At 63.3% G+C, this 6,511-nt stretch carries 7 protein-coding genes; all 7 read left to right on the forward strand.

All coding sequences use genetic code 11. From position 1 onward, the window contains the following. Positions 1 to 276: 276 nt before the first annotated feature. The 7 genes from aceB to ubiE all read left to right on the forward strand — a co-directional run bounded on the left by aceB (position 277) and on the right by ubiE (position 6,420). Positions 277 to 1,875 carry a malate synthase A gene (gene aceB, locus DFR29_RS18175; protein ID WP_133820042.1) on the forward strand — a complete coding sequence of 533 codons (1,599 nt, stop codon included), beginning with the start codon at positions 277 to 279 and terminating at the stop codon, positions 1,873 to 1,875. Positions 1,876 to 1,933: 58 nt separating this feature from the next. Continuing rightward, positions 1,934 to 3,232, forward strand: coding sequence for an isocitrate lyase (gene aceA / locus DFR29_RS18180; RefSeq protein ID WP_133820043.1), 1,299 nt, complete (start codon positions 1,934 to 1,936; stop codon positions 3,230 to 3,232). A 210-nt stretch (positions 3,233 to 3,442) separates the two neighbouring features. Next, positions 3,443 to 4,057 (forward strand): hypothetical protein, encoded by a 615-nt coding sequence (locus DFR29_RS18185; RefSeq protein WP_133820044.1) that lies wholly within the window; start codon positions 3,443 to 3,445, stop codon positions 4,055 to 4,057. After that, entirely contained in the window at positions 4,057 to 4,413 is a 357-nt protein-coding gene (locus tag DFR29_RS18190) for a gamma-butyrobetaine hydroxylase family protein (protein WP_133820045.1), read from the forward strand. The genes DFR29_RS18185 and DFR29_RS18190 overlap by 1 nt, the downstream gene beginning before the upstream one ends. Before the next feature lie 152 nt (positions 4,414 to 4,565). Further along, complete coding sequence (locus tag DFR29_RS18195; RefSeq protein ID WP_133820046.1) at positions 4,566 to 5,060, forward strand: hypothetical protein; 495 nt, start codon at positions 4,566 to 4,568, stop codon at positions 5,058 to 5,060. Positions 5,061 to 5,179: 119 nt separating this feature from the next. Further along, a complete protein-coding gene (locus DFR29_RS18200; protein ID WP_133820047.1) occupies positions 5,180 to 5,620 on the forward strand; it encodes a hypothetical protein in 441 nt (146 codons plus the stop codon). Between the two features lie 47 nt (positions 5,621 to 5,667). Further along, complete coding sequence (gene ubiE / locus DFR29_RS18205; protein ID WP_133820048.1) at positions 5,668 to 6,420, forward strand: bifunctional demethylmenaquinone methyltransferase/2-methoxy-6-polyprenyl-1,4-benzoquinol methylase UbiE; 753 nt, start codon at positions 5,668 to 5,670, stop codon at positions 6,418 to 6,420. The last annotated feature ends 91 nt before the right edge of the window (positions 6,421 to 6,511 follow it).

The raw sequence follows: 6,511 nt of genomic DNA on the forward strand, positions 1-6,511 counted from the left end.
CTTGAGCCGATTACCTTTGTAGTAGAAGCGCGGAGTGCTGTCGGGACCGCCCCTGGGTTTGCTCTTGCGCTTGGGCCGGGCCGGTGCGGCGGAGGCCGCCTTGGTTGTCGAACGGCTACGCACGGAATTCAAACGATCGTTTGGATGATCCATGATTTCAATCACTTGGCAATGATTTAACGATGTTAAACAAATGCATTGAAATGTTTGGTTTGTCAAATGCTGCGCTGCACGCATAGTCTCGATGCCTCAGCAGCAGCGTGACGGAGCAAGTCGATGGCAGTTCCCGCAGACCAGTTCGCCAGCCCAGCCGTGGAGATACGGGCGGTTATCAAACCGGGTTACGAGCAGATCCTTACCGCGCCGGCCCTGGCCTTCCTTGCTGCACTGCACCGTCGTTTCGATACCCGCCGTCGCCACCTGCTGGATGCCCGCGTCGCCCGCCAGGCCCGTTTCGACGCCGGCGAGCTGCCGGACTTTCTGCCCGAGACCCGCGCCATCCGCGAAAGCGACTGGACGGTGGCGCCGATTCCGGTCGCCCTGATCGACCGCCGCGTGGAAATCACCGGCCCGGTCGAGCGCAAGATGATCATCAACGCGCTCAATTCCGGCGCCAAGGTGTTCATGGCCGATTTCGAGGACTCCTCGGCGCCGACCTGGGAGGTGCTGCTGGACGGCCAGATCAACCTGCGCGATGCAGTAGCCGGCACGATCGAATACAAGACCGCCGATGGCCGCGAGTACCGGCTCAAGGCCGAGCAGGCCGAACTCGTGGTACGTCCGCGCGGCTGGCATCTGCCGGAAAAGCACGCCCGCGTCGACGGCGAGGAAATGGCCGGCGCGCTGTTCGATTTCGGCCTGTACGCCTTCCACAACGCCCAGGTGCTGCAGGGGCGCGAACGCGGCCCGTATTTCTACCTGCCGAAGATGGAAAGCCACCGCGAGGCGGCATTGTGGGACGAGGTAATGGCCTTCGCCGAGACCGAGCTGGACCTGCCCACCGGAAGCATGAAAGCAACGGTGCTGATCGAAACCCTGCCGGCCGTGTTCGAGATGCACGAAATTCTGCACGCGCTGCAGTCGCGCGTGGTCGGCCTCAACTGCGGCCGCTGGGACTATATTTTTTCCTATATCAAAACCTTCCGCGCGCACCGCAGCCATATCCTGCCCGAGCGCGGCCAGGTCGGCATGACCGTGCCGTTCCTGAAAGCCTATTCGGAACTGCTGATCCAGACCTGCCATCGCCGCGGCGCCTTCGCCATGGGCGGCATGGCGGCACAGATCCCGATCTCCGGCGATGCCGAAGCGAACGAGCTGGCATTGGCGCGAGTCCGCGCCGACAAGCAGCGCGAAGCCAGGGCCGGCCATGACGGCACCTGGGTGGCGCATCCGGGCCTGATACCGGTAGCGCAGGCCGAATTCGACGCAGCCATGCCAGGTGCCAACCAGCTGCAGCAGCGGCGCGAAGACGTCAAGGTCAGCCGCGACGACCTGGTGCTGGCGCCGCCGGGCACGATTACACGAAGTGGATTTCTCAACAATATCGATGTGTGTGTGCGCTATCTGGCCGCCTGGCTGGACGGCCTGGGCTGCGTGCCTATCCACCACCTGATGGAAGACGCGGCCACGGCGGAAATATCCCGCGCCCAGCTCTGGCATTGGCTGCACCACGAAGGGCTGAAACTCGACGACGGCACGCCGCTGGATTTCGCCCTGTTCGACCAGGCCATCCACAGCGTGGCCGAACGCCTGCCCAAAACCGGCCTGCCCGGCCAGGATCGCGTGCCCCAGGCCGCCTGGATGCTGGCCGAACTCACCCATGCGCGCCAGCTGGCCGATTTCCTCACCCTGCCGGCCTACGCATTGCTGCCTTGATCCATTCTCCACACTGCTGCAACTGTCCCTTCCGTTACGTCCAACAAGGTTGATGATCATGAAGAGTTCTTTCGCGAGCGCCGAACAACTGCAACAGGACTGGCAGAACAATCCGCGCTGGGCTGGCGTGACGCGCAACTATTCCGCCGCCGACGTGGTACGCCTGCGCGGTACCGTCGCGATCGAACACTCCCTCGCCCGCCTCGGCGCCGAGAAGCTGTGGAGCCATCTGCACAAGGAACCTTTCGTCAACGCGCTCGGCGCGCTGACCGGCAACCAGGCCATGCAGCAGGTCAAGGCCGGCCTGAAGGCGATCTATCTGTCGGGCTGGCAGGTTGCCGCCGACGCCAACGTCGCCGGTGAAATGTATCCGGACCAGTCGCTCTACCCGGCCAATTCGGTGCCACAGGTGGTCAAGCGCATCAACAACACCTTGCTGCGCGCCGACCAGTTGCACCACGCCGAAGGCAAGGACGACATCGACTGGCTGCAGCCGATCGTGGCCGATGCCGAGGCCGGTTTCGGCGGCGTGCTCAACGCGTTCGAACTGATGAAGGCGATGATCGAGGCCGGCGCGGCCGGCGTGCATTTCGAAGACCAGCTGGCCAGCGTGAAGAAGTGCGGCCATATGGGCGGTAAGGTGCTGGTGCCGACGCGCGAAGCGGTGGAAAAACTCAATGCCGCGCGCCTGGCTGCAGATGTGATGGGCGTGCCGACCATCCTGGTCGCGCGCACCGACGCGGAAGCCGCCGACCTGCTGACCTCCGACATCGACGACAACGACAAGGCGTTCTGCACCGGCGAGCGCACGGTCGAAGGTTTCTTCAAGACGCGTCCGGGCATCGACCAGGCGATCAGCCGCGGCCTCGCCTACGCGCCTTACGCGGATCTGGTCTGGTGCGAGACCGGCAAGCCGGACCTGGCCTTCGCCAAGAAATTCGCCGAGGCCATCCACGCCAAATACCCGGGCAAGATGCTGGCCTACAACTGCAGCCCCAGCTTCAACTGGAAGAAGAACCTGGACGACGCCACCATCGCCAAGTTCCAGAAGGAAATCGCCAGCTACGGCTACAAGTTCCAGTTCATCACCCTGGCCGGCTTCCACTCGCTGAACTACTCCATGTTCAACCTGGCCTATGGCTACGCGCGCAACCAGATGAGCGCTTTCGTCGAACTGCAGGAAGCCGAATTTGCCGCTGCCGAGCGCGGCTTTACTGCGGTCAAGCATCAGCGCGAAGTAGGCACCGGCTATTTCGACGCGGTGACCCAGGCCATCCAGAACGGCCAGTCCTCGACGACTGCGCTGAAGGGCTCGACCGAGGAAGAACAGTTCCACGGCAACCGTCACGCCGCCTGATCGGGCTGGCGTCGAGGCGTTGCCGGCCCACAGCGGCAACGCCTTGTTTTACAAGCGATCAATGATCTCCTGGGGAGGAGAGAGCGCGCCGGGTCCGGTTCTCCCGGGCCGGACCCGGCCGTGCTTTCGCGCCCTTTCAATGCGGCAGGATTGACCTTAGATAACGCAGCACAAACCCGGCCCCATGCCGGGTCGGCTACAATCCCGCCCATGACCAATATCGTGAAATTCAAGGCGCGCGGTCCGCGCGCCTACCTGCGCGAGGCGCAGGAGCAAAGCATCCCGGTCCGGGTCAAGCGCGACGGCATTGATCCCGGCTGGGTTCACGGCATGATCGCCGACGTTTCGGCCGAATTTGTGCTGATTTCCGAGATTTCCGATTCGATGCGCTTCGATGGCTTCCTTGTCATCGCCCTGGGCGATGTCAGCCACGCCGAAGAAGACCCCTCGCGCGAGTTCGTCGAAAAAGCGCTGGCGCTGAATGGCGAAACGCTCAAGGCACCGCCAAACTTTCCGCTGGAGAACTGGGCCACTGTCGCACGTGCCGCCTCCGATCTTGCGCCGGTGATTTCGGTCAACATGCTCGACGAGGAATCCGGCGAGGCCAGCTATATCGGCAAGCTGGAAAATCTCGGCCCCGAAGTGCTGAGCCTGCGCGAAATCGATCCGAATGCACGCTGGTATCCCGATGCCGGCGACTACGAATACGGCGACATCGGTTCCATCGGCTTCGGTACCAGCTACATGCAGACGCTGTATCGGGTCGCCGGCGAACCCAGTGGCCCGCCGCAGGAACCGCGCCTGCACAGCACCGATCCGCGCTGATGAGCGGCACGCCGCGACCAAGCGGCATTATCCTGCACCGCGCCTCGCACCTGCTCGAAGTCAGTTTCGATACGGGCGAGGTGTTTCGCCTGCCCTGCGAATACCTGCGCACGCATTCGCCCAGCGCCGAAGTGCAAGGCCATGGCCCGGGCCAGCGCGTACTGGTGGCGGGCAAGCGCGAGGTCACTATCGATGCCATCGAACCGGTCGGCCACTACGCCGTGCTGCTGCGTTTCAGCGACGGCCACCAGACCGGCATCTTCTCCTGGACCGTTCTGCACGAACTGGGGCGCAACCAGGAGTCGCACTGGAACGCCTACCTCGCCGCCCTGGCACAGGCCGGCCTAAGCCGCTGACGGGGCCAGCTGCGCCGGGCGTCGCCCGGAAACCTCGTTTACCCCTTCTCTTGCGAACTTCCCGCAGCCAATTGCCGTTTGCTGCAACGGCATGGCTTTCGCTTGAGTCTGGAAACGTGCCAAATAGGCGCGGAGCTCGGGGGAGCAAGGTCATGTCATTCGTGGTTTTTGCCAGACGCCATTGTGCGATGCGCCGGTTGCCGACCTGGGCGTTCGCCTGCGTCGTAGCGAGCCTGCTGTCAGGCACGGCCGCCGCCGCAACCGATGTCGACAGTGCCATCGCCGCCATCGCGACCCTGCGCACCGATGTCCGTATCGACGTGCGCCAGTCCGACGGCACCGAAGCGATATTGCGACGCACGCTGGAACCGTTCGAACACGGCCATTTCGGCATCGCCGCGCAAAGCGACGAGCGTGCCGCCCGCCAGGGTGCGCCGCCGCTGCCGCAGCCGCCGCAACAGGGCGACTATCCGCCCGGCGCTTTCCGCCTGGAGCTGGTGCAGATCCGCGGCGACTGGGTACGCACCAGCCGCTTCACGCGCGAGGGCGAAGGCGCCTGGCAACTGGCCGATGACCAGCTGGACAACCCGCCGGGCAAGCCGGCTCTGGGGCGCTCGTTGAGCGGGGCTACGCGGCCGGTACAGTAGCCGGTATAAATTGACTAATTTGCAGACTGCAGCGTATTGATGCCCGCGCATATAGTCATGTTAGGTTTGCTGGGCGCGCGCCGGGCGCGCGTTGTCTGCTAAGAAATCAGGAGCGATTGATGACTTTTCGCAAATGCGTTGTAGCTACTGCACTTGTTTTTTTCTGCACAACTGCATTTTCCGCCCCCAGCGACGCCGAGGCACCTCGCCTAAAACCCTCCCTGACCGTGACGTTTACCAGCGAAAATGGGGATGGCACTCGTATTGTCGAAACACGCCATCTCGATGCACGCCAGGCTGAAGCGCTGGGAATTTTCTCTGGTCCTGTACTTGAAGCCGAAGGCCCGCCGGCACCGCCCGTGCCGAGACCGCCGATGAACGGTTCCGTTCCCAGCACTACTACTCGTGTCGATATCCATCAGGAAGACGAGTACTGGACTCGCGACACCACCTTCAGTCGCGCCGGCGTCACCTGGATCATCACGAATGACACGTTGAAGGCGACTCGTCCGCCCAAGTGCTACACGCACCCGCCGCAATGCGACACTTTGCCCCAGTAATTGCCGCACTTGATCGCTGAACCCCGCTCATGCGCTAGCATCCGCGCATGAGCGACCAGCCCAACACCACCCACTTCGGCTACCGCGACGTCCCCGTCGCGGAAAAGCAGAAGCTCGTAGCCGAGGTCTTCACCTCGGTCGCCGGCAATTACGACCTCATGAACGACCTTATGTCGTTCGGCATCCACCGGCTGTGGAAGCGCCATTTCGCCGCGATCAGCGGACTGCGCCGCGGCGACCGCGTACTGGATCTCGCCGGCGGCACCGGCGACATCGCCGCCCTGCTGCTGCCCCTGGTCGGCAGCGATGGCGAAATCGTCATCGGCGACATCAACGCCGCCATGCTGCGCGTCGGCCGCGACCGCCTGACCGACCGCGGCCTGGTGCAAGGCCTGCGCTATGCGCAGATGAATGCGGAAGCGCTGCCGTTTCCGGACCGGAGCTTCGACGCCGTCACCATCGCCTTCGGCCTGCGCAATGTCACCGACAAGCAGCGCGCGCTGGAGGAAATGCACCGCGTGCTGAAGATCGGCGGCAAGGCGCTGATCCTCGAATTCTCCGCGGTGCGCCAGGAATGGCTGAAGCCGCTGTATGACTTCCATTCGTTCAAGATATTGCCGCGCCTGGGCCGCCTGTTCGCCCAGGACGGCGACAGTTACCAGTACCTGGCCGAGTCCATCCGCAAGCATCCCGACCAGGAAACGCTGAAGCAGATGCTGCAGCAGGCCGGCTTTGCCCGGGTCGAAGTACGCAACCTCACGGCAGGCATCGTCGCGATCCATCGCGGCTACCGCGTCTAGGGCGTGTTAACGCTATTGTCGTTTAACCCTCCATGGGAGAAACTTCGTGCATGGAGATAACGACTGAGCAATTCGCAAAGATTGAACATTG

Source organism: Tahibacter aquaticus, from assembly GCF_004363655.1.
Classification (GTDB): domain Bacteria; phylum Pseudomonadota; class Gammaproteobacteria; order Xanthomonadales; family Rhodanobacteraceae; genus Tahibacter; species Tahibacter aquaticus.